This is a genomic window from Kangiella shandongensis (genome assembly GCF_020005365.1).
Lineage (GTDB): Bacteria > Pseudomonadota > Gammaproteobacteria > Enterobacterales > Kangiellaceae > Kangiella > Kangiella shandongensis.
Window position 1 is genome coordinate 1 of record NZ_JACNML010000001.1, and the last position, 23,950, is coordinate 23,950.

The 23,950-nt window shown below is 45.8% G+C and carries 14 protein-coding genes and 1 pseudogene; 2 read left to right on the top strand and 13 right to left on the bottom strand.

Features of this window, described 5'->3' with window-relative positions:
* Window positions 1–693: 693 nt before the first annotated feature.
* The gene (gene purL, locus H7708_RS00005; protein ID WP_223668413.1) at window positions 694–4,590 is read right to left on the bottom strand and encodes a phosphoribosylformylglycinamidine synthase; all 3,897 of its coding nucleotides are present in this window, start codon (window positions 4,588–4,590) and stop codon (window positions 694–696) included.
* 175 nt (window positions 4,591–4,765) lie between these two features.
* Between purL and mltF the strand changes: the two genes are divergently transcribed.
* The gene (gene mltF / locus H7708_RS00010; protein ID WP_223668414.1) at window positions 4,766–6,244 is read left to right on the top strand and encodes a membrane-bound lytic murein transglycosylase MltF; all 1,479 of its coding nucleotides are present in this window, start codon (window positions 4,766–4,768) and stop codon (window positions 6,242–6,244) included.
* Between the two features lie 25 nt (window positions 6,245–6,269).
* Here mltF and H7708_RS00015 read toward each other — a convergent pair whose 3' ends face one another.
* From H7708_RS00015 to H7708_RS00065, 11 genes and pseudogenes are all read right to left on the bottom strand, one after another.
* Window positions 6,270–8,039, bottom strand: a complete 1,770-nt coding sequence (locus H7708_RS00015) for a GspE/PulE family protein (protein ID WP_223668415.1) — start codon at window positions 8,037–8,039, stop codon at window positions 6,270–6,272.
* A 135-nt stretch (window positions 8,040–8,174) separates the two neighbouring features.
* Complete coding sequence (locus tag H7708_RS00020) at window positions 8,175–11,096, bottom strand: TonB-dependent receptor plug domain-containing protein (protein ID WP_223668416.1); 2,922 nt, start codon at window positions 11,094–11,096, stop codon at window positions 8,175–8,177.
* Window positions 11,097–11,256: 160 nt separating this feature from the next.
* Window positions 11,257–12,054 carry a TatD family hydrolase gene (locus tag H7708_RS00025; RefSeq protein ID WP_223668417.1) on the bottom strand — a complete coding sequence of 266 codons (798 nt, stop codon included), beginning with the start codon at window positions 12,052–12,054 and terminating at the stop codon, window positions 11,257–11,259.
* Window positions 12,055–12,062: 8 nt separating this feature from the next.
* Window positions 12,063–13,640 (bottom strand): peptide chain release factor 3, encoded by a 1,578-nt coding sequence (gene prfC / locus H7708_RS00030; protein WP_223668418.1) that lies wholly within the window; start codon window positions 13,638–13,640, stop codon window positions 12,063–12,065.
* Between the two features lie 86 nt (window positions 13,641–13,726).
* Window positions 13,727–14,992: a mechanosensitive ion channel family protein gene (locus tag H7708_RS00035; RefSeq protein ID WP_223668419.1), complete on the bottom strand. Its 1,266-nt coding sequence runs from the start codon at window positions 14,990–14,992 to the stop codon at window positions 13,727–13,729.
* 47 nt (window positions 14,993–15,039) lie between these two features.
* The gene (gene rimI, locus H7708_RS00040; protein ID WP_223668420.1) at window positions 15,040–15,498 is read right to left on the bottom strand and encodes a ribosomal protein S18-alanine N-acetyltransferase; all 459 of its coding nucleotides are present in this window, start codon (window positions 15,496–15,498) and stop codon (window positions 15,040–15,042) included.
* Between the two features lie 2 nt (window positions 15,499–15,500).
* On the bottom strand, window positions 15,501–15,977 hold the full coding sequence (locus H7708_RS00045) for a hypothetical protein (RefSeq protein ID WP_223668421.1): 477 nt from the start codon (window positions 15,975–15,977) through the stop codon (window positions 15,501–15,503).
* Window positions 15,978–15,988: 11 nt separating this feature from the next.
* Window positions 15,989–17,131, bottom strand: a pseudogene (locus tag H7708_RS00050) (2-isopropylmalate synthase); the annotation flags it as partial.
* A 199-nt stretch (window positions 17,132–17,330) separates the two neighbouring features.
* The gene (locus H7708_RS00055) at window positions 17,331–19,778 is read right to left on the bottom strand and encodes an acyl-CoA dehydrogenase (protein WP_223668422.1); all 2,448 of its coding nucleotides are present in this window, start codon (window positions 19,776–19,778) and stop codon (window positions 17,331–17,333) included.
* A 31-nt stretch (window positions 19,779–19,809) separates the two neighbouring features.
* On the bottom strand, window positions 19,810–20,439 hold the full coding sequence (locus H7708_RS00060) for a TetR/AcrR family transcriptional regulator (protein ID WP_223668423.1): 630 nt from the start codon (window positions 20,437–20,439) through the stop codon (window positions 19,810–19,812).
* Window positions 20,440–20,645: 206 nt separating this feature from the next.
* Window positions 20,646–20,903: a glutaredoxin family protein gene (locus H7708_RS00065; protein ID WP_223668424.1), complete on the bottom strand. Its 258-nt coding sequence runs from the start codon at window positions 20,901–20,903 to the stop codon at window positions 20,646–20,648.
* 139 nt (window positions 20,904–21,042) lie between these two features.
* Here H7708_RS00065 and H7708_RS00070 point away from each other — a divergent pair, with 139 nt between their 5' ends.
* Window positions 21,043–21,735 carry a hypothetical protein gene (locus tag H7708_RS00070; protein ID WP_223668425.1) on the top strand — a complete coding sequence of 231 codons (693 nt, stop codon included), beginning with the start codon at window positions 21,043–21,045 and terminating at the stop codon, window positions 21,733–21,735.
* Window positions 21,736–21,793: 58 nt separating this feature from the next.
* Here the strand turns inward: H7708_RS00070 and rlmKL are convergent, their stop codons facing one another.
* Entirely contained in the window at window positions 21,794–23,950 is a 2,157-nt protein-coding gene (gene rlmKL / locus H7708_RS00075; protein WP_223668426.1) for a bifunctional 23S rRNA (guanine(2069)-N(7))-methyltransferase RlmK/23S rRNA (guanine(2445)-N(2))-methyltransferase RlmL, read from the bottom strand.

The following is a 23,950-nucleotide window of genomic DNA, read 5'->3' on the forward strand; positions in this document are numbered from 1 at the left end:
CGCTTTCTGTAATGTGCTTGACGGCCTGAATTTTAAATTCTTCGGTATATCGCTTGGATGACATTTCATTCTCCTCTTTAGCTTCATTGTATAGCTAAAAAGTGTCTAGGAATATCGGGGCGATTCAACAAGATTGAAAGTTGTTGGGGTTCATGAAATCACTACAACCTACCTGCTAGGAGCTTTTAGTGTTCATTTTCTTTGCATGCCTAAGTGACCTAAAGGAGTCCCTTTAGGAAAAAACGAACCAAAGAGAAGTCCACCCCGGACGCTAGGTGCTTCGCACTCCCCTCGCTCAACAAAGTTATTCACGCGCCATCAAACTCGACATCCCCTAAAGGGATTCGTTTCAGTCACCTACCCGTTTTGATTAAATTGGGCTATCTCCCTAAAGGGATTTCCGTTGGTCACAACCCAATTTACGCTATACTTTGCCCCACTCGGCTAACTTTAAGGGGTAATTGAGTAAGCGTAGCCTCGAACAAACGATAGTGATATCGAGGTTTAGTGCTAGATTTTTGAGATTCCCACTTCCGTGGGAATGACATGATTCTTGATGGAGTTACTTACAGTAAAATCAGAATTTTTCTTTCTAGGCACGGCGTATCAAGATTTTAAATGACGAGTTTACTAGTAGTAAATGAGTCACTTTAAAATCTTGATACAACAAAGCATAGGGAGAAAAAGGCGGTTTTACCCTATGTGCTTACGGGCGTTATAGAAAATGCGCTGCCACGCCCCATCTTCACTCCACTCATCCGGTCTCCACGAGTTCTGCACCGTACGAGCAACTCGCTCTGGGTGTGGCATCATAATAGTGACTCGACCATCTGTCGTAGTTAGGCCCGTAATACCGTGTACTGAGCCGTTCGGGTTAGCAGGATAAGTGTCTGCAATTTCACCGTAGTTGTTGACGTAACGTGCAGTAACCAGTCCTGACTGGTTAACCTGCTCAGCTGCTTCGTCAGACTTAAACTGTGCTCGACCTTCTCCATGCGATACGGCGATTGGCAGGCGTGAACCTTCCATATCTTGCATGAATAGCGATGGTGATTTAGCAACTTCGACCATGGCAAAACGTGCTTCAAACTGAGCGGATTCGTTTTTCACAAAATGTGGCCAGTGATCCGCTCCTGGAATCAATTCTTTCAGGTTCGACATCATCTGACAGCCGTTACAGATACCAAGACTGAACGTATCACCGCGGTTAAAGAAGGCTTCGAATTCATCACGAGCGCGGCTATTAAATAAGATCGATTTAGCCCAACCTTCACCAGCACCCAGCACGTCACCGTACGAGAAGCCACCACAAGCCATGGCGCCAATAAAGTCATTCAGGCTGACACGACCGCTTAAGATGTCGCTCATGTGGACGTCAACACATTCGAAACCAGCTTTAGTCAATGCCGCTGCCATTTCGAGGTGACTGTTAACGCCCTGTTCACGCAGAACCGCTACTCTCGGACGTACACCGCCATTAATAAATGGTGCTGCAACATTTTCATGAATATCAAACGTTAGCTTTGGCTTAATTCCCGGATTACTCATATCCAGTTTCGCCTGATACTCTTCTTCGGCACACTTCGGATTATCGCGAAGCTTTTGCATGTGATAAGTCAGTTCTGACCAGATAGCGCGTAGATCTTTCATCTCACGAGAGACGATGTCGTCGCCGTCTTTAGTAATACTGAAGGTTTGTGTTTCCGCTGGTACACCGATGAAGTGGCTGAACTCATCAACCTTATGCTCTTCCAGAATTGCTTCAACTTCAGAGCGCTTGGCCGCTGGAACCTGTAGTACCGCACCCAACTCTTCGTTGAACAGAATCTCTTCGGCAGTACCTTTCAAACCACTTAGGTCAACGCTGATACCACAATGTCCAGCAAAGCCCATCTCAACCAGGGTCGTCAATAAACCACCGTCTGAACGGTCATGATAAGCATGAACCAGATCGTCACGGTTTAATGTCTGCACTGCATCGAAGAAGTTCTTCAGATCCGCGCTTGAATCTACGTTCGCCGGTTCGCTACCCAATAGCTTATAGACCTGAGTAAAGGCGGTTGCTCCCAGACGGTTCTTACCACGGCCCAGATCAATCAACAACAACTCTGTCTCACCTTTATTGGTGCGAAGCTGAGGCGTTAAGCTCTTGCGCACGTCAGTCACTGGTGCAAAAGCTGAAATAATCAGCGAAAGTGGTGAAGTGACACTTTTCTTTTCACCCTTGTCTTCCCATACCGTCTTCATCGACATGGAATCTTTGCCCACCGGAATGGTAATACCTAATTCTGGGCATAATTCCATACCTACTGCCTGTACGGCTTCATAAAGATTAGCATCCTCGCCCGGTGCACCGGCAGCGGCCATCCAGTTTGCTGACAGACGGATTTTACGAATATCTTCAATCTTTGCTGCGGCAATGTTAGTCAGAGACTCACCAACCGCCATACGGGCTGCAGCGGCACTGTCCAGCAATGCTGCCGGAGTACGCTCGCCCATCGACATGGCTTCGCCTGAGTAGCTGTTATGCGTTGAGGTCGTTACCGCACAGTCAGCCACAGGAACCTGCCATGGGCCAACCATCTGGTCACGCGATACCATACCGCCAACAGTACGGTCGCCAATGGTAATTAAGAAGGTCTTATCGGCAACCGCCGGCAGGGCCAGAATACGGTCGATAGCATCATTAATATTAGCAACCTGAGGCAGCTCCGTCGAAGGTTTGGATAACGTTTTTGCTTCGCGATGCATCTTTGGCGGCTTACCGAACAAAATATCCATTGGCAAGTCGACTGGTTTATTCTCGAAATGCTCATCGTTCACTTCCAAGTGCAGCTCTTCAGTCGCTTCACCAACCACTGCAAACGGGCAGCGCTCGCGCGAACAGATTGCTTCGAAACGCTCCAGACTGTCTGGCGAAACCGCCAGTACATAACGCTCCTGCGCTTCGTTACACCAGATTTCTACTGGAGCCATGCCCTTCTCGGCATTCGGTACACGGCGCAGTTCAAACTTACCGCCACGCTCGCCGTCGTGAACCAGCTCAGGGATAGCGTTAGATAAACCACCGGCACCCACATCATGGATAAATTCGATTGGGTTTCGCTCGCCCATTGACCAGCAGCGGTCAATCACTTCCTGACAGCGACGTTCCATTTCTGGATTATCACGCTGAACGGAAGCAAAATCTAAGTCTTCCTGACTGGAACCTGATGCCATGGATGAAGCAGCACCACCGCCCAGACCGATTAACATCGCAGGGCCACCGAGCACGATAACTTTATAACCCGGCTTAATTTCTTTTTTCTCAACATGCTGCTCGCGGATGTTACCCATGCCGCCAGCAATCATAATCGGCTTGTGGTAACCGCGAACTTCTTCGCCATATTCGAAGTTGAATTTTTCCTCGAAGGTACGGAAATAACCGTTCACCGCTGGGCGACCAAATTCGTTGTTAAAGCTGGCGCCACCAATCGGGCCTTCCAGCATAATATCTAAGGCGGTCACGATACGGTCTGGCTTACCGAAATCAGTTTCCCACGGCTGCTCGTAACCTGGTACACGTAAGTTAGATACAGTAAACCCGGTTAAGCCAACTTTTGGCTTACCACCAATACCCGTCGCGCCTTCATCTCGAATTTCACCACCGGACCCCGTAGAAGCACCTGGGTATGGAGAAATACAGGTTGGGTGGTTGTGAGTTTCGACCTTACACAGCACATGAACCGGCTCAAGGTGATATTCGTATTCATTAGTTTCGGCATTCGAGAAGAAACGGTGCGCACTGAAACCTTCAAAAACTGCCGCATTATCTTTATAAGCAGACAAGACACCTTCCGAATTATTGGCATAAGTGTTTTTAATCATTTTGAATAAAGACAGGTCTTTCTCAATACCGTCGATGGTCCAGGATGCATTGAAAATCTTATGACGGCAGTGCTCTGAGTTCGCCTGCGCAAACATCATCAGCTCAACATCAATCGGGTTGCGCCCCAACTGCGTAAAACTCTCGACCAGATAATCAATTTCATCATCCGCTAACGCCAGACCAATCTCAACGTTAGCGACTTCCAGCGCTTCACGACCACCTTTGAGGATATCCACCGTGGCGTACGGCTTTGGGCTATCCTGTACAAAAAGCTGCTCAGCTTCCTGGTGCTGGCTTAAAACCGCCTGCGTCATCCGATCGTGAATAATCGGCTTTAAACGCTCGGCGACGTCCGCAGCGATTGGCTCGCCCTCAGGGTTATTGAAGTAAACAGCCACACCACGCTCGATACGGATAATTTTGTCTAAACCACAGTTTTGCGCAATATCTGTCGCTTTCGATGACCACGGAGAAATAGTTCCCGGACGTGGTACCACGATCATGCGATGCCCAGTATGCTCACTGGCAACCCGAGCCGGGCCATACTCAAGTAAGCGGTCTAATACCTGTAGTTCATCTTCTGTCAATTCGCCACTGGTATGAACATAGTGGACAAATTCACCATAAACTTCAGCAATTCTAGGCTCTATGGCACTAGCTTCTTCAAGTAAACGTTGTTTCTGGAACTGTGAGTAGGCTGGGTTTCCGCGTAGTATGAGCATAAACTTCTCTAACTTATCTAAACTGTGTGAAGGGTGGATAGCAACAAGTGCGCAAATTTTACTCCATCTGGGACTTTTTGATAAGTCATTGGGGAAATTTAAACGCTTAAATTTGCACTTTTTTAGTATTTACCTTCATAATGCCTGTAGTCGCTCATCAGGTAATAAATTTTTAATGATAACAAGCTCCTACAAAAAACTTGGCTTATTCGCGCTATTCCTCATCGCCATTGGCAGCCTGACCTCATGCGATTACCAGCAAAAAACACAACTGGAACGCATTCAGGAACAGGGCTATATCAAGGTCTATAGCCGCATCTCCCCCACTACCATGTCCGTCGGGGAACAGGGCTTTTCGGGCTTTGAGTACGAACTGGTCAAACTGTTCGCTGAAGATCTGGGCGTGCGGGTTGAGATCGTCACTCACAACGATATAGCCAAGATCTTAAAAGAAGTAGAGCAAGGCAAGGTGGATTTTGCCGCTGCCGGGCTGACGGTCACCAAACAACGACAGGAGACCTTGCGTTTCGGGCCTCCTTATCAAAACATCACCAGTAAGTTGGTGTACCTTAAAGGTACCGACCGGCCACGAGATTTTTCCCAAGTTGATGAGCAACTCACCGTCATGGCGAAAAGCTCTCACTCGGAAGACTTATACGATGTGCGTGAAGATTACCCTAATTTAAGTTGGGTTGAACGCTCGGATCTGACGACCCAGGATCTTCTGGATCAGGTTCTCTCTGGTGAAATCACATACACTATTGTCGACTCCAATGAGCTGGACTTAATGCGCCAGGTACAACCGGAGTTAGCCGTCGCATTCAGCGTATCTGAACCAGAAGAACTGGCATGGGCCTTCAGAAAAAGCGAAGATAATAGTCTATTTATCAAAGTGATAGAGTTTTTCAGCCGGATCAGGGAAGACGGAACCCTGTCTTACTTAATCGAGCGCTACTACGGCCACCTGTCCAAGTTTGACTACGTCGGCAGTCGCGCCTTTCACCGCGCCATAGACAGCAAACTGCCAGAGTTTAAGCCGCATTTCTACGAGGCTGCCGGGGACGATCTGGACTGGCGCTTCCTGGCAGCGATGGGCTACCAGGAATCACACTGGAACCCCAAAGCGCGCTCACCTACGGGCGTCAGAGGTTTGATGATGCTCACGCAAGATACGGCCCGCCAACTGGGGATTAAAAACCGTATTGATGCCAAGCAGAGTATTATGGGCGGTGCAGAATATTTTCGCTTAATGAAGGATAAAATCCCTGAGCGCATTAGCGATCCCGATCGCACCTGGTTTGCGCTGGCTGGTTATAATGTGGGCTTTGGTCACTTGGAAGATGCCAGACGTCTGGCCCAAAAAGCTGGCGAAAATCCAGACAAATGGCTTGTGGTAAAAAAATTCTTACCGCTACTGCGTCAGAAAAAATGGTATTCACAGACTCGCTTTGGTTACGCGCGTGGCGATGAACCCGTGAAATATGTGAACAATATTAGGCGCTATTACCAGGTGTTAAAAAAGGTCGAGGAACCTAAAGCAGGTACCGCTGAACTGGTCGAAGAAGAGCCTTCTGAAGAAACTATTGAACCCGCAGAGGAAGTGATAGACGAAGCAATGGGTGACCAGGGTAACATCGAGGATGAAAAGCAGTAACAGGCAAAACCTATTACTGCGTCACCTAGTTATTGTCTTTCGGTGCGACTCGTAACACTTCTTCGATGGTTGTCAGACCTTGCGCCACTTTATAAGCACCACTGATGCGCAAAAGGTTCATGCCATCGTGCTGAGCCTGCTGGCGCAGTGCTTTAATTTGTGCGTCATCATGGATCAGATCTTTTAACTCATCCGTTACCCGCATCAGTTCGTAAATCCCTTGGCGACCTTGATAGCCTGTATGACGGCAATCATCACAACCAACAGGTTCATAAACATACTCTGGCATTTGTAGCGAACTACTGGTATGGCCGTAAGTTAACACTTGCCAGGCATCCGAATTCACCTCGGTTTTTTGTTTGCATTTTGCGCACAGGGTTCTTACCAAACGTTGTGCCATCACCCCAAGCATAGTGGCATTTAACAGATAAGGCTCCACTCCGACTTCAATCAACCGGCTGATGGCGGACGGCGCGTCGTTAGTGTGTAGCGTCGATATTACTAGGTGTCCGGTCAAAGCGGCCTGCACTGCCATTTGTGCCGTTTCCTGATCGCGGATCTCACCAATCATGATGATGTCTGGATCTTGCCGTAGTAGCGCTTTTACGCCGGCAGCGAAGTCGAGATTAATATCATGATGAACTTGCATTTGATTCAACTTCGGATCGACCATTTCAATCGGATCTTCAATCGTACAGACGTTAACTTCTGAGGTAGCTAGTAACTTCAACGATGTATACAGCGTAGTCGTTTTGCCGGAGCCCGTCGGCCCGGTTAATAAAACAATGCCCGTCGTCTGACCGATCAACTCACGCCAGGTATGTTCTGTTTCGGGCTCTAAGCCCAGTTCAGAAAACTCACGAGTTAATACCGTCGGATCGAAAATCCGCCCAACAAATTTTTCACCGAAAGCCGTTGGTAATGTTGATAAACGCAGCTCAATTTCCTGTCCGTTTGGTGCTTTCGTTTTTACCCGACCATCTAACGGTTTGCGGCGCTCGGCCAAATCCATACGACCTAATATTTTTAAGCGAGAAATAACAGCATGAGTGATGGCGATAGGAAGCTCATAAACATTATGCAAAACCCCATCAATTCGAAATCGGATTTTGCCGACTTCACGACGTGGCTCGATATGAATATCACTGGCACGCTCTTTAAACGCATACTGCAACAGCCAGTCCACAATTTGCACGATATGCTTATCGTTAGCATCGGCTTCTTCGCCCTCTTTGAGCTCAATTAACTGCTCAAGATTTTGAACATTGGAGTCGGCTTGCATCTTAGTGTTTTTAGCACCAGCTACCGATGCAGAGAGCTGATAGAATTCTCTTTGATAACGCTTTATTGATGCTGGATTGGCAAAAACAGGAACAATCTCCTTACTAACAATTTGTGCCAAACTTTCTTTCCACGATAAATCCTCTGGATTCATCACTGCAACTTTAACTGTCCCCTGACCTTCATCAACTTCAACCGCCAAAATGCCGTGGCGCTGTGCATAAGCGTAAGACATGACCTTCGTCACTTCATCTACTTTCACCTTAAGCGGATCAATACGGTAATAGGGCAATTTGTAGAGCCCGGCTAAAAAGCGAGTAAGCACTTCTTCATCAATAATTTTCTGATGCTTATCGTGTCTGGTTAAAGACAACTGAGCTAGCTGCTCAATCGGGTGCAGTTTATGATCAGCGCGACGCAGGTGAATCTTGGCCGCCTCAAATTGCTCCTGAGAGATCCAGTCAGCTTTTAATAACAGCTGCAGAATATGGATGGTCGATAATGGTGAAGTCATGCGTTGTTATAGCCATTCCAGCTTATGATTTCTAGCTCCAGATTAAAGCATCTTGTTGATTTTTCAAAGAGTTAGTTAACAATAAATAGCAAAAATGGGGCCGAAGCCCCATTTTATTCCGAGTTTTACTTTAGCTTAGAACTTCATCTTTACCGATAAGTAACTGAAGCTACCTTCCGGATCATAGACTGAAGGATCGTAGCCATTCAAAGAACAGCTATAACACGCTGGTGGGTGCGCGTTAAACGCGTTATTAACACCAACGGTTAATTCCATGTCCATTCCCTCAAGCTCTGGGAAATAACTGAACTGAAAGTCGCTGTAGGTGCGAGAGTCGAGCTTGTTGATTGATAGTGAATCATCCGTACTGTTTGGGTTAGAGCACAGCCCAAGTGCTGTTAAGCTATCCGCGGTACCGTCCAAGAAGTCACTACAGGACTCGGTTAGCCCATCAACATGACGCACAGTCCAGTTAAAGGCCATATTTTCATACTTCCACCCCATCGCCAGGCGCGACTTCCACTCAGGAATACCACTGTCATTACGCTCAAGACCTGCTAAATCAACGCGTTGCCCCAGTGACTCTTCAACATACTCATCCACGAAGGTATTTACCCAGCTGATATCCAACATACCCCAGTTATACTGCGGGCTGGTGTAGTTAATTGCGATATCATAGCCAGATGTTTCGATAGCACCGATATTCACCAGGCGGTTATTAAAGCCGTTAATCGCACCGCCACTGGTACGGCTAATACCATTACAGAACTCCGGTGATAACGTATTCACACAGAGATCAAGCTGTGCCTGTGCATCAATCGCTTCAATAGCACCTTCTAGCTCATGCTTATAATAAGTCCCTTTGACATCCAGGGTATTGATCCAGTCAATATTCCACTGTGGGCTGTAAACAAAACCAAAGGTTGTACTGTCTGAGGTTTCTGGCTGTAAGTCTGGGTTACCACCAGTAGTGACTGAGATCTGGCTATTCAGTTGCTCGTAACCTTCGGGAATGCCTAACGCACGACAGTTTGCTTCAAACTGTGTACCGACATAATTACTACAGCGATCGGCCAGTTCCGCGTCAAAACGCGAGCCGCTGGAGAACAACTCACCGATACTTGGCGCGCGGAAGCCTTCCGAGCTGGAACCGCGTAACATAAAGCTATCGGTAATACGCCACAACAGACCGAACTTAGTCGTGGTTTCTGAACCGAAGGTGCTATAGTCAGAGTTTCTGGCTGCCAAAGTTAAACTCAACTCTTCAGCAGCCGCCATATCGGCCAATAATGGCAGTTTAAACTCAGCATAGTATTCATCAACGTCATACGAGCCATTGGTTGGCGAAGATGGTACACCGTTACTGTTTCCAGCTACGACAATAGCATCCGGCTGATAAAAACCGCGATACTCTCGAGATTCGATACCTGCTGCGAATGAAGCATAACCCGCAGGCATCTCAAATAGATCGCCAGTGATGTTTGCTGAAATCGTATCAATAACGTTTTCACTCTGATCCGTCAGCACGGGTTGAATGTAATCCAACATATCCTGAGTTATGGTTCCGGAACCATCTCCCTGCCCACCGAAAACATTCAACGGCACACAACCTGCTAATGCCTCACAATCAGCCAATGGACCTAGCGCATTTTTAATATGGCGGATATTGTAGCTTCCGTAAGTGGTTTGCTTGGCTTCGTTTTTACCGTGCGTGTAGTTGAGGTCCCAATAAAAACTGCTGTCGCCAGCAAAGAAGTCGCCATTGAAACCCAGTCCAACATAAGTCGTATCAACATTCTGCTTAAAAATACGAGGACCACCTTCAATCGGACGACGACCGATGAAAATCAGGTTATTCTCATCCAGCGTCATACCAAACGGGTTAAATGGGTTAGTTTCATGAACACTGACCGTATCCGCCAGGCCGCCCGTACCCGCTTGAGGTCCAAGGAATAAAGGCTCTGGAGCTGCGCGGTTAGTCGACTTACGGTTGTTATACAACGCTTTAGCGTAGAAGTTCACACTATCAGAAATTTGATAATCAGCCTGACCAAAAATGGAGGTTCTCTGGCTTGGCGTCACATACATGTTGTACTCGGCGTAATTATAACGATCATTGTTGGTAAAGCCGTGGAAATCATCACCCGGCCCTCCCGGATTATTCGGATCATAAGTTGGTATTCCAGTCACACCATCATTAATCGTTAAGTTATTAACATCAGGATCACCATCACCATCATTATCCTGACCTAAGAACAGGAAACGGCCCTGAGGTGTACCCGAACTACCACGCGTCAGGCCAGTATGTGGCTTAGGCAATGCCGATAACTCACGTTGAGTTGAGTCTACCGCGTCCTGGTTGTAATGACTCAAGCTAAAAAAGACGCGGTGCTTGTCGCCCGTTCCACCAAAAGCCAGGTCAAACTGCTCCGTTTCACCATCCCCTTCATCAAACATACCGCCATAGGCATTAAACTCCATGCCCTCAAAATCTTTACGTGTAATCACATTTACCACACCGGCAATAGCATCTGAACCGTAAATTGAAGAAGCACCATCTTCCAGAATTTCAATACGCTCGATCATAGTGATAGGAATGGTATTTAAATCCACCGAATTGGAAACACCGGATGCCGACGAGCCATTAACCCAGCGAATACCATCGACCAGTACCAGAGTTCGTTTTGATTTCATGTGGCGCAATGATACTTGTGCCGCACCGGCACCGACACCACCACCATCCGGTGGGAAACCAAAGTTACCGCTACTGTTGAAGCGAGTATTCAGTGCTGAGCCTGCTGCTGGTAAACGCGCCAGAATATCACCGACGGTTTTCATACCAGTTTGCTCCAGGTACTCTCGATCAAGTACTTGAACCGGGTTGGCACCTTCCGCCTGTGCCTGACGAATACGAGAACCCGTCACGACAATTCGTTCGGCTTCTGCACCAGTTTCTTCTTCAGCTGCTATGGTGGAGTTGCTAGTGCCTAATGTTGCTAATACAGCAGTGGCAACCAACAACTTCTTTACGGGTGGAAAAAAAAGATTTTTATCCATGATAAACCCCATTTGTTATTTATTAGTTCATTGTATTTATAACTATTGCTGCGCAATTTTAATGAATTCAAACTCCGCGCAGCTTCAAGATTTATAGCTCAAGAAGTAAACAACAACAACCGGGATTTATCTAGAATGTGACATCATCTGACTTTATACATTAGGTTACACGTAGAACCTGACGAGAATTAGCCGTGGTTTGCTCCGCAATCTGACTGGCAGTCTCCTCACGAAGTTCGACTAATGTATTGAAATTTTTGAAAATCAATAGAGGGCTATTATGATCTTTATCACAGTTAGCAGGCATCATATCCGGCGCATCGGTTTCCAAAACGATGTCTGTCAACGGTAAATTCTTAGCTAAATCTCGCAGCTTTACCGCTCTTGGATAAGTCATTGCACCACCAAAACCTAACTTAAATCCAAGGTCGCGATAGCGCTCGGCCTGCTGCATGCTGCCATTAAAAGCATGCACGATTCCACCTTCTGTAAACTTCATGGATTTCAGGTAAAGCAACACATCTTCATGCGCTTTACGTACATGCAGAACTACTGGTAAATGACAGGACTTCGCAATGTCCAGCTGTGCTTTAAATAGACTGATCTGTGTTTTTCGATCGAGATGTTTGTCGTAAAAGTCTAAACCAATTTCTCCGATAGCAGCCAGGGGCTTAATCCCCGCAGCAAGTTCCAGATCATGGATATGGGACTTTTTGTGTTCTTTAAGAAACATGGGGTGCAGACCAAGAGCAACGGATACTTCCGGCCTCGTTGCGGCTAACTGGCGAATAAAGCGCCAGTTATCTTTCTGTACCCCAGGAATCAGAATGCCCTCAATACCCACTTTACGCATCTGCTCAAAAATGACATCTCGTTCATTGTCAAAGACAGGAAAATCAAGATGGCAATGGCTGTCAAACAGCTTAATATTTGGCGTTTTAGCTTTAGGCTTAAACATTCAGTTAGTTAGTGCTCCCGTGTTTCCAGGAAATTCACATCAGGCCAGCGCTCCATCGCCAGGTTGAGGTTAACCATGGTCGGCGCTAGATAACTCCAGTTATCACCACCATCCAGAGCTATATTATCTGCGTTCTTACGCTTAAACTCTTCAAACATTTTCTCGTCGTCACAAGTCACCCAACGTGCCGTGGCGACGCTCACCTGATCATAGATACACTCTACTTTATATTCATTTTTCAGTCGCGCTGCAACCACGTCAAACTGTAGTACACCGACAGCCCCCAAAATTAGGTCATTTGAATTCTGTGGCCTGAAAACCTGAGTTGCGCCTTCTTCCGATAATTGAACCAGTCCTTTTAACAATGCTTTGTTCTTCATTGGATCACGCAAACGGACACGTCGGAATAACTCCGGAGCAAAGTTTGGAATACCACGGAACTTCAACTCTTCACCTTCAGTGAAGGTATCACCGATCTGGATAGTGCCGTGATTATGCAGGCCAATAATATCGCCCGCATAGGCTTCTTCCAGATGCTCACGATCGCCAGCAAGGAAAGTCAGTGCATTATTCACCGCAATATCACGCCCCAAACGGACGTGACGCATTTTCATACCTTTCTGGTACCGACCACTGCAAATACGCACAAACGCGATACGGTCGCGATGTTGTGGATCCATATTGGCCTGAATCTTGAAGACAAAGCCGGAGAACTTTTCTTCCGTCGCCTTAACCGCTCGTTCATCAGTTTCTCGAGGCAACGGCGATGGCGCCCATGTGGTTAAGCCATCCAGCATATGGTCCACGCCAAAGTTACCCAATGCCGTCCCGAAAAATACTGGCGTTAACTTGCCGTCCAGAAACTCCTGCAGGTCAAACTCATGACTCGCGCCCAGCACCAACTCCAGCTCGTCTCTCAAATCATCGGCCAAAGTTCCAATCGCTTCATCCAGGTCTGGATTATCCAGACCTTCAATCACACGCTCTTCCTGAATGGTATGGCCCTGCCCTGACTGATAAAGATAAACTTTATCTTCCAGCAAGTGGTAAACGCCTTTAAATTGTTTCCCCATACCTATTGGCCAGGATACTGGCGCACACTTAATCTTTAAGACTTCTTCAACTTCATCCAGAAGTTCTATCGGATCACGGATATCGCGATCCATCTTGTTCATGAAAGTAACGATGGGTGTATCACGCAAACGACACACTTCCATCAACTTAATGGTTCTCGCCTCAACACCTTTAGCGCCATCAATTACCATCAACGCCGAATCCACGGCGGTCAGGGTCCGATAGGTGTCTTCCGAGAAGTCTTCGTGGCCCGGCGTATCCAATAAGTTAACGGTCTTACCGCCATACGGAAACTGCATCACGGAGGTCGTTACGGAGATACCACGCTCTTTCTCCATTTCCATCCAGTCAGAAGTGGCGTGCTTACCCTTACGTCCTTTGACCACACCGGCTTCCTGGATTTGTTTACCGAATAACAAAACCTTTTCCGTAATGGTTGTTTTACCCGCATCCGGGTGAGAAATAATCGCAAAGGTACGGCGATTTTCTATTTCAGACGTCAACTTAGACATGCCACTCTCTTTTTACTCGTACAATAATTAATGGAAACGGAGCATCAGCCCGCAAAAGCGGGCATTATAAGCTATTTATGAGGCTTTTAGCGACCACTGAGTGTACTATCTTTGGCTTGAGCTAACTTTGAAAAGTCATGTCCTGTGGGCGACTGATGCAGACGCAAACCAAATTCCGGTAACACCGCGAAGATATGGTCAAAAATATCTGACTGAATATTCTCATATTCGGCCCACTTAGTGGTGGCGGTAAAGGCATAGACCTCCATCGGAATACCGCTCGATGACGATTGCCCCTGACGCACTAACAAGGTCATATCCTGCCGGATATCCTGACGACTCTCCAGGTAATTCAGCAGATAAGCTCTAAAGGTACCCAAGTTCGTCATACGACGACCATTCACTAACGAACTCAAGTCAAACTCATTCTGTTCATTATACTGACTAATTTCAGTCTGCTTTTGCTCCAGATAAGGCGCCAGCAGTTTAGCTTTTTTCAGTCTGGCAATGTCGTCTTCATTTAAAAAACCAACGCTGGTAGCATCAATCAGAACCTGACGGCAAATACGTCGCCCACCCGATTGCTCCATCCCACGCCAGTTTTTAAACGAATCCGAAATCAGCGCGTAAGTTGGAACGGTGGTAATGGTTTTATCCCAGTTACGTACCTTGACCGTGGTCAGAGCAATTTCGATAACATCCCCATCAGCACCGTAGGCCGGCATTTCCAGCCAATCACCAACTTCCAACATGTTGTTTGCCGATAACTGAATGCCTGCAACAAGCCCCATAATCGGATCTTTAAAGACCAACATAATCACCGCAGTCATGGCTCCCAGACCGCTTAGAATAATCAATGGGGATTTACCAACCAGAGCTGATACCGCAAGGATAGTAATAACTACCGAAGCAATGATTTTGACACTCTGAAATAAGCCGCGTAACGGTAACCCTTTTAATCGAGACTCGCCCTGAGACATATCGAGCAATGCATCGAGTAATGAAAATACCGTTAACAGGATATATAGCAGGATCCATAATATGGTAACCGTCTGGATCCACTCTAAAACTACGGTATCAGGTTTAAGCCAAAGCGAAGCTTGGATATAAATGATCACGCCCTGTAGAATAAAAGCGATCCGACTGAATAACTTGCGTTCAAAGAAAACTGTTCGCCAGCGGCGGCGTGACTTCTGCGCCATGCGCTCGACAAAACGCAATACGATACGATGGAAAATGAAGTGAATTGCGATGGAGATGACAAGGATTAGCCCTAACACTGACAGCAAAGCTGTAATGTCAGAAAACTCATACCCCTGTGCCTGTAGCCATTGACTGAATTGTTGCTGCATTCCTGATTGCCTTTTCAATCTTTAACAATTGAGCTAAGTCTAAAGCTTCAAGGCAATGAAGTTAAGTCTTTTCTCATCACCAAAGCCCCTTCACGACCCTCCTGTGTAGGATAGTAACCGGGGCGCTGACCAATTTCCTGAAAGCCTTCTTTGACATAAAACTGTATCGCCGGGAGATTAGACTCTCGAACTTCTAATAAGATACTTTGCATACCTTGCTGTCTGGCAACCTGGTACATGTGGTGTATCAACTGGGTGGCAAGTCCCTTACCCTGACAGTCTGGCCTGGTCGTAATATTCATAAGATGGCACTCATCATATAAATAATTATAAACCGCATACGCCACCACCTGCCCGCTAAGCTCTAAAACCTTGCTCGGATATTCTTGCTCAATACAGGAAAGGTGAATCGACTGCTTCCATGGGTAGTCATGGGCTTGTTGTTCAATAGCAGTGATGGACTCGAGGTCAACCACCTCTAATGGGCGAATGATTATGCCTGACATCGTTAATGAAGACGCTGTAACAATTGCCACCAGGCTTTTTTATCCGCTTGCTTGAAATCAAACGTTGGTGCTGAGAGAGCTGCTCGCTCTAAAGCGTTGGCCGATTGACGACAGTCAATCAGCTGACCATGAAAATCTTCGATACCGATTAAGTTATCATCTGAATCGGAAAGTGAAACCGTTTGCAGCAAGGCTGCGGGCAATGGCTTATCCAGCCAGGCTTGCCAGGCAAACTGTATCTGTTGAAACGTTAGCAATGCTGTTTTTAAATCTTCGTCTTCTGATATAACAAATGCAAATTTTGCTCTGTTATCACCCTGCAATAGTTTGAGTTTAAGTGGTTCACGAGTCTGAGAAGCCTCAGGTTCCGGTGCCGGTCCACTCGACGCTTCTTGTTCTTTTGCGGTTTCATGAGCATTTAGAGGCACCCATACAGGTACCTCCAATGCATCCAGATAGGCTTTATTCCACTGAGACATGATTAATGCTTAACGATTTTTAATAAATCTTCATCTAAAATATCATGTTTCTCATCAGCGAGTTTTTTGAAGGCGATAAACGCTTCCTGCAGGTCATCGTGAGTTTCAAACTGCACGCCAAGTTCAGCTAAGTGACTCTTGAAGGCGTTGCGGCCTGAATGTTTACCCAAAACCATGCGGTTGTTAGCCCAACCAACGTCTTCCGCACGCATGATTTCGTATGTTTCACGATTTTTCAGTACGCCGTCCTGATGAATGCCCGACTCATGAGCGAAAGCATTATCACCAACAATCGCTTTGTTGGGTTGAACAGGAAAGCCAGTGACTTTTGAAACCAGCTGCGATGTTGGAACGATATGACGCGTATCAATGTCCACCTCAACGTCAAAGAAATCAGGACGGGTTTTAATCGCCATCACCACTTCTTCTAACGAGGCGTTACCCGCACGCTCACCCAGTCCATTAATGGTACATTCCACCTGACGCGCTCCTTTCTGTACGGCCGCCAATGAGTTGGCAACCGCTAACCCTAAATCGTTATGGCAGTGTACGGAGAAGATCGCTTTATCGGAGTTAGGAATGCGCTCGATTAACTGCTGGATGGTATTGGCGTATTGCTCTGGCATGTTATAGCCAACTGTATCCGGGATATTAATGGTACGCGCACCGGCATCAATGACTTTTTCGATAATGCGACACATAAAGTCCAGATCCGAGCGACCGGCATCTTCACATGAAAATTCAACATCGTCACACAAGCTACGTGCTAAAGACACCGACTTTACCGCCTGTTCAATAACATCATCAGGTTGCATTTGCAGTTTGTATTTCATGTGCAATGGAGAGGTTGCGATAAAGGTGTGAATACGTCCAGAGTTCGCACCTTTAAGGGCATCACCCGCCACTTCAATATCTTTCGCTACAGCACGTGACAAGGAACAAATTGTGCTATCTTTAATATTATCAGCAACTAATTTAACCGCTTCAAAATCGCCGGGGCTCGCGACGGCGAAACCCGCTTCAATCACATCAACTCGCATTTTTTCTAACTGTTGCGCAATCTCTAATTTTTCTTCTTTATCCATGGATGCGCCAGGACTCTGCTCGCCATCGCGCAAAGTCGTATCAAAAATCACTAATTTATCTTTTGACATATATATGGTCTCTCAGTATTTAATCGTATGTCGTATAACCTACTTGGTATATACACATATCATAAACTCAATGCTTCAGAATACCAAATATTGATGAACCAGAACATAAAGCACAGAGAGGTTCGACAAGTTATCAGGCTATTGATTTATAAAGAAAAGGCGCCGAAGGCGCCTTAAATAAACTTAAACTGATTAAGTTTTAATCAGAAATAACGCCGGAAATTTGCTCATGGGCATAATCATCAACCTGAATGACATCCATCCGGGCCGTTTCAGCATCCGTCAGGATCTGTTTTTCGTCTTCATTAATGATGCCCTTTTCAATTGCTTGCTCAATTCGCTCAAGGTTAGTTAAGTTCTTATCCAACTCTTTTGCTTTCATCGCACTACGTAATTTTTGACGCACTTCATCGGCAGCCAACACCTTCTTAAAGGCAAGTTCGACACGTCCAGTAACGTCATCTTCTGTCTTACCGACATAAGCAAACTGCGTGATGCGATCCCGAAGATCACAGTCTTTCATCATTGGTTTCACCAGCTCACGCTCAAGCCGATCCGATGGTTTGCTGTAGCTTTTGCCATAAGGGAAAGCGATCAGACGTAAACCTTTTCCCACCACCTTATTCGGGAAGTTCTCAAAGAAGTCATAGAATGCTTCCTGCATCTGGTACAGACCATACTCCATATTCCACTTAACGTAAGGCAAATCAGACAGAGGACGCTCTTGATCTTCGTAATACTTCAGTACTGTTGAACATAAGTATAAGTGACTCAATACATCAGCCAATCTTGCTGACAGTCGCTCTTTACGCTTCAAGTCACCGCCCAGCATGCCCATGGCAACGTCAGAGGTTAACGCAAGCGCCGAACTCATACGCGTTAACTGCTGGTAGTACTTACCAGTTTCACCAGCCACAGGTTTATCGGCGATTTTAGCGGCAGTCATACCCAAGCCTAGTGTACGGAAGAAGTTACTGACGCCATAACCAATATGACGGAACAGTAAACTATCAAAACGTCTAACGCCCTCTTCTTCATCATCCAGTTGCGCAGCCAACATTTCACGCAGTACATAAGGATGACAGCGTACCGCGCCCTGGCCAAAGATCATTAAATTACGAGTCAGAATATTCGCACCTTCTACCGTAATACCGATCGGCTGATTCATATAACCATTCGCCAGATAGTTGCGCTCGCCCATAATAATCGCACGTCCAGCATGAACATCCATGGCGTGATTCATAATGTCACGACCCATTTCAGTCATATGGTATTTCGCAATCGCCGATACCACCGATGGTTTTACCCCAAGGTCGACCGCGCCAGCAGTCATCACTCGGCTTGCTTCGGTACGGTAGGTTAAGCCCGCAATCTGCGCCATAGCTTCTTCCACACCTTCAAAGCGCCCAATTGGCAACTTGAACTGTTCACGGACCAGAGCATAAGCACCGGTCATTTTGTAAGACAATTGTGCGACAGCTGTACCCATTGCCGGCAGCGAAATAGAGCGACCGGCTGCCAGACTTTCCATCAACATGCGCCAGCCCTGACCAGCATAGTCTTCACCACCGATCAGCATGCTCATCGGAATAAAGACATCTTTACCTTTGGTGGTACCGTTCATGAAAGCCTGATTCATCGGCAAATGACGTCGGCCAATCTCAACACCGGGATGATCTGAAGGAATCAAGGCACAGGTTATGCCGTAGTCTTCCTTACCTTCATCCCCTAATAAACCATCAGGGTCGTATAATTTAAAAGCCAGCCCGACGATAGTAGCGACCGGAGCCAACGTAATATAGCGTTTGTTCCAGGTCAGCTTAATACCCAGAGTCTCTTCACCATTAAACTCACCTTTACAGACCACACCTTTATCCGGAATGGCACCGGCATCAGAACCAGCGACCGGTGACGTTAAAGCAAAACAAGGAATTTCCTTACCGGCTGCCAGGCGAGGCAGGTAATGATCTTTTTGTTCTTGCGTACCGTAATGCAGTAGCAGCTCACCAGGCCCTAAGGAGTTAGGAACCATTACTGTAACCGCAGCACTTGGACAACGTGTCGCCAGTTTAGTCACTACCGTTGAGTGCGCCAGCGCAGAAAAGCCTTTACCACCATATTCCTTTGGAATGATCATCCCAAGGAAGCCTTTCTCTTTAATAAAGTCCCAGACCTCAGGCGGTAAGTCTTTGCGCTTATGCACAATGTCCCAATCATCCAACATCTCACACAGCGCTTCCGTTTCGTTATCAACGAACGATTGCTCTTCTTCGGTTAACGTTGGTTTTTTATAATTTAGCAAGGTATCCCAGTCAGGCTTTCCCCGGAACAACTCGCCTTCCCACCAAACGTCCCCCGCTTCCAGAGCCGTTTTTTCGGTATCATTCATTGGCGGTAACACTTGTTGCATAAAGTGATACAGCTTACGAGAAATCCAGTCGACACGTAGATCCGGTAAGTAATAAAACAGAGAGACAACGGCGTAAACTAATAACGATAGATAGAATCCCCATGAATTATCGACCAATAACAACAATACAGCTAAAGCAACCCCATTTATGATCATTGCTTTTCTCATGACCATGCGCTGATAGGCACAAAAGCCCATAACTGCTAGCATGATTAATAGCTCAACTAACCCGATCATTCTTCTTCCTCAACGATTAAGATACTTCATATTATGCTTTCATACCGGCTGCTAAAAATGGCACCATTTCCTGAATAACATCTTTAACTTCCAGACTACGATTAAAATCTGCCTCAGATATTTGACGTAAAGCGTCACTGCCAGCCAAGGTAAAAATCAAACTTCCCAACATATAATGCAGTCGCCAGAAAATTTGATCATTAGTTAAACCCGGATAGCCTTTTTGAAATAAGTGAGTAAAGCGCACCAGAACATGTCCGTAGCGCTCTGTGACGTAACGACGTAAGTGGCCCTGTGTTTCTGCATAAGCACGCCCTAACAGGCGCATAAAAATTGATACTGCATTTTTCCGTGTTTTATTCAGCGACAATAAGGGATCGATTAAAGCTCCGAGTAATACCTCGGCTTTAAGTTCACTGGCTGGCTCCTGCTCCAACTCATTCAGTCGAATGCTTAATTGCAAGGTAAAATCCTGCAAGAAGCGATCAAATACCGCCTGAATCAATGACTTCTTTGAACCAAAGTGATAGTTCACACTGGCTAAATTGACTTTGGCACGGCTGGTTATCGTTCTCAGGCTGGTTTCGGCAAAACCTCGCTCGGCGAATAAAAACTCAGCAGCATCAAGGATTTTCGTTTGGGTTGAATCGTTTGTGCTCATGATAATTTGGCCATAAACAACTAAAACAGTTGTTTGAAACATACGTTCAAAACAAGATTTTGTCAAGTTTGTACGCTAGTGTTGCCTGATAGACACACTAGTCAAATTAAGTCGCACATGAACTTTAGGAGAACGACACAAAGCAAACTTGAGTCGCATTGACTAGACATTCAATGAGAACAAAATAAAAGTTAAGTTTTATTTCGTTAACTCAACCACTGTTCGAGTTGTTCAAAAGTAAAAGGCCAAAATAATTTTTCTTTTGTGATTTGATTTTCTAAAACCGGAATTGTTGTTCGATATTGTTCTAATGTTTTTTCATCATCAATGATATCGAACGCAATAATGTCATATTTTTTTGCCAAATTTTTTTGTTGATTTAATGTAAGAATCATTGCTTCAACTTGTTCGCATAAATGACAACCAAAAGTCGTATAAAAAATTATTTCTTGCTTATTTGGCATACTTTTTAATAAAAAACATAAAAAAACTCTTCAATAAGGCCACTTTATCATAATTAATGTTTAACATTACAAAATTCTTTCCGTATAATTTGATTGAAATTTAATCAAAAACATCACGCGACAAATAGGGGAAACAATCATGGCTAGAAAACCAGTGAAGTCTACTGCAAAAGCTAAATCAAAGTCTCCAACTTTGAAGCAGCTAGAAGCAGCAGCTAACAAAGCGGCAACCGCAGCAAAGAAAGCTCGTGAAGCTGCGAAAAAAGCTAACGACAAAGCTAAAGTCGCTACTAAGAAAGCAAAAGACAAACCAACCAAAACGAGTAAGGCTAGCGCAAAAAAAGCGAAAGACGCTGCTCGTAAAGCTAAAACAGCCGTTAACCAAGCTGTAAAAGCACAAGCAAAAGCGAAAGCTGCTCTTGCCGATGGTCGCGCTGCTGCCAGGAAACAGGCAGCACTGGAAAAAGCAATTGCCAAGTTTGAAAAAGAATGGGCCGCTAAAGAAGCGAAGAAAGCCAAAGCTGCAGAAAAGAAACGCATTGCGCGTGAAAAAGCAGCTGCTAAAAAGGCCGCTGCTAAGAAAAAAGCAGCAGAGAAGAAGAAAGCTGCTAAAGCCAAAGCTAAAGCTGCCGCAGCGAAAAAGAAAGCCGCTGCTAAGAAGAAAGCACCGGCTAAAAAGAAAGCGGCTACAAAAAAGAAAGCACCAGCTAAAAAGAAAACGGCTGCCAAGAAGAAAAAGGCACCAGCCAAAAAGAAAGCTCCTGCTAAGAAAAAAGCAGCAGCTAAGAAGAAGACTCCTGCTAAAAAGCGTGTTACTCGTAAGAAGAAGTAACCGAAAGTTTTCTTTTCTTGATAAAAAGCCCAGTTTTTACTGGGCTTTTTTATAGTATTTATGCCTTATGCTGAATTAGCCAACAGCGATGATGGTTACGACTATTTTTAAAGTCAGGAGGTAAAGTCTTCCCCGTAATCTCATGAATCACATACTTTTCCTTTAATTTAGGCTCTAAAATAAACTTTTTGAAATTATTAGAAAAGTAGAGCTTTCCCTGAGGATTCAACAGCCCCATGGTTAAGTTAAGCAATTTCTCCTGATCGCGCTGCACGTCAAACGTCTGCTCCATGCGCTTAGAGTTGGAGAAAGTTGGAGGGTCAAGAAAGATTAAATCATAGTCTGCAACGGGTTCCTGCTCTTCCAGCCATTGCATACAGTCTGACTGAATAAAGTTATGCCCATAAGGTGCAATTGAATTCAAACTAAAATTCTTTTTAGCCCAATTAAGGTATGTATTAGACATATCGACCGTGGTGGTTTTAGCTCCCCCCAGAGCCGCATAGACACTAACTGAACCTGTATAAGCAAAGAGGTTTAAAAACTTTTTGCCATCAGCTTCATTGAGGATCATTTTTCGTGTCTTACGATGATCTAAGAATAACCCAGTATCCAGATACTGGGTTAAGTTCACCTGAAACTTAAAGCCATTCTCTTCAACAATTTTAAAATCATCCTGTTGCGACTGTTTTGTATATTGCTGCTTACCTTTTTGTCGCTTACGCTGTTTTATATGTAATTCAGCTTCGGGTAACTCCAGAATACCAGCCGTAACACGAACGATTTCATTCAAACGTTTATTACTGACCTTTTCTGGCACCTCTTTAGGCGGCATATACTCCTGAATATGGGCTTCATCACCATACACATCAATCGCTGCCGAGTATTCAGGTAGGTCCGCATCATACAGGCGGTAACAACTGACATCATTTTGTTTCAGGTAAGACTTTAGTCGTTGCATATTCTTTCGGATACGGTTCTTCAGCATGTTGGCGCCTTCCGAAAGATTGTTTTCCCAGTTGGGGTTGAATGCCGTTGGATCGAATGGTGTGTAATAATTATCTTCGTTCACATCGAACAAATATAATTTACAGTCCAGAGCACCGTTCTTAAATTTATACTGCTTGTGCGAACGGATGCCGACCGCTTTTGCGAAACGCTCATCAGTCGTGATGAACGCAGCCTGCCATCCCTGACAGCGCACCTTGATGTAGTTACCAAAGTCACGATACAACTGAGTCACCTGCTCTTCTTCGCCCAAACGTTCAGCATAAGGCGGGTTTGACAGCAAGAGTCCTTTGTCGCTGATTAACTCCTGTTTGGGGTGGCGGATATCCTGCTCTTCGATGGAAATAAAATCGGTTAAGCCGCTCGCTCGACAGTTTTCTTCGGCTACGGGCAAACTTTTGCGAAAGCTATCACTGCCGTAAAAGTGATTAGACAGATTCTGCTTGCCTTTTTCCGCCTGCACTTTGGCGCTGGCTAATATTTCCTGCCATAACTCATCATCATGCTGTTTCCACTGCAAAAAAGCGAACTCATGATTCAGCAGTCCCGGTGCCATATCCGTAGCCATCATGGCCGCTTCAATTAACAGGGTGCCGCTACCACACATAGGATCATGAAAGTCATATCCCTGTTTAGCCAACTCTGGCCAGCCCGCTCGAATTAATAAGGCCGCAGCCAGGTTTTCCTTAATCGGCGCTCTGCCACCATCGGCACGGTAACCTCGTTGGTGCAAACCATGGCCGCATAAGTCGATACCAACTTTTAGCTGCAAACCATTAATCAGTGCATGAACCCTGAAGTCAGGCTCATCCTTATCGACAGAAGGGCGCTGTTCGTAACGCTCCTGATAGTGATCGACAATCGCGTCTTTAACTTTCTGTCCACCAAAACCCGAGTGTCGAATATGTTTGTTTTTTCGAGCGACGCAGGTCACGGCAAAGGTTTGCTTAAGGTCGAAATGCCAACTCCACTCGATTTGATTCACTTTCTGGTAGAGTTCCTCGACGGAATCAAAAGTATCGTCGAGTAGGCAATGGTAAATTCTGTTGGCTAAACGGGAGTGCAAACAAGCGCGATAGGCAACGGCCAAATCCCCTTCAAAGGTAACGTGTGTCGGGTGTTCTTTAATGTCTGTTGCACCGAGTGAAGTTAACTCTTCAGCTAGTAAAGACTCAACACCCTTAGGGCAAATGGCGTAAAACTGCAT

Coding starts and splice junctions, on each gene's coding strand:
- H7708_RS00070 (WP_223668425.1), top strand. CDS start 21,043: ATGGCTAGAAAACCAGTGAAGTCTACTGCAAAAGCTAAATCAAAGTCT.
- H7708_RS00035 (WP_223668419.1), bottom strand. CDS start 14,992: ATGCAGCAACAATTCAGTCAATGGCTACAGGCACAGGGGTATGAGTTT.
- prfC (WP_223668418.1), bottom strand. CDS start 13,640: ATGTCTAAGTTGACGTCTGAAATAGAAAATCGCCGTACCTTTGCGATT.
- rimI (WP_223668420.1), bottom strand. CDS start 15,498: ATGTCAGGCATAATCATTCGCCCATTAGAGGTGGTTGACCTCGAGTCC.
- H7708_RS00060 (WP_223668423.1), bottom strand. CDS start 20,439: ATGAGCACAAACGATTCAACCCAAACGAAAATCCTTGATGCTGCTGAG.
- H7708_RS00020 (WP_223668416.1), bottom strand. CDS start 11,096: ATGGATAAAAATCTTTTTTTTCCACCCGTAAAGAAGTTGTTGGTTGCC.
- H7708_RS00045 (WP_223668421.1), bottom strand. CDS start 15,977: ATGTCTCAGTGGAATAAAGCCTATCTGGATGCATTGGAGGTACCTGTA.
- H7708_RS00015 (WP_223668415.1), bottom strand. CDS start 8,039: ATGACTTCACCATTATCGACCATCCATATTCTGCAGCTGTTATTAAAA.
- H7708_RS00065 (WP_223668424.1), bottom strand. CDS start 20,903: ATGCCAAATAAGCAAGAAATAATTTTTTATACGACTTTTGGTTGTCAT.
- H7708_RS00025 (WP_223668417.1), bottom strand. CDS start 12,054: ATGTTTAAGCCTAAAGCTAAAACGCCAAATATTAAGCTGTTTGACAGC.
- mltF (WP_223668414.1), top strand. CDS start 4,766: ATGATAACAAGCTCCTACAAAAAACTTGGCTTATTCGCGCTATTCCTC.
- purL (WP_223668413.1), bottom strand. CDS start 4,590: ATGCTCATACTACGCGGAAACCCAGCCTACTCACAGTTCCAGAAACAA.
- rlmKL (WP_223668426.1), bottom strand. CDS start 23,950: ATGCAGTTTTACGCCATTTGCCCTAAGGGTGTTGAGTCTTTACTAGCT.
- H7708_RS00055 (WP_223668422.1), bottom strand. CDS start 19,778: ATGATCGGGTTAGTTGAGCTATTAATCATGCTAGCAGTTATGGGCTTT.